The organism is Citrobacter sp. wls826, from assembly GCF_005281245.1.
Lineage (GTDB): Bacteria > Pseudomonadota > Gammaproteobacteria > Enterobacterales > Enterobacteriaceae > Citrobacter > Citrobacter braakii.
Genome location: NZ_SZWS01000023.1, coordinates 41090 through 41377, shown reverse-complemented (window position 1 = coordinate 41377; position 288 = coordinate 41090). Strand labels below are relative to the sequence as shown.

The following is a 288-nucleotide window of genomic DNA, read 5'->3' as shown; positions in this document are numbered from 1 at the left end:
TGGCGGGAAGAGCGCGGGCAAGGTGTGGTGCACAAGCCGGTAGCAGGCTGGCAAACTACCCTGGAGCAGCGTGGTTTTGCCGGATGCGCACGTCATTTCATTGAGTGCGTGCAAAATCAGACGGTTCCCCAGACGGCAGGTGAGCAGGCGCTCCTGGCCCAGCGCGTTGTCGAAAAGCTGTGGCGGGAGGCAATGGCTGAATAACCCCCTGTAACATCTGGCGGTAGTAATTCATTGTAATCCAGGTACTATATGCCAACTCAAAAATAACACCTCTTTTCAACCATA

The 288-nt window shown here is 54.5% G+C and carries 1 pseudogene; it reads left to right on the top strand.

Annotation, left to right across the window (positions count from 1 at the left end):
• Positions 1-204, top strand: a pseudogene (locus FDW87_RS21815) (gfo/Idh/MocA family oxidoreductase); the annotation flags it as partial.
• Positions 205-288: the final 84 nt, after the last annotated feature.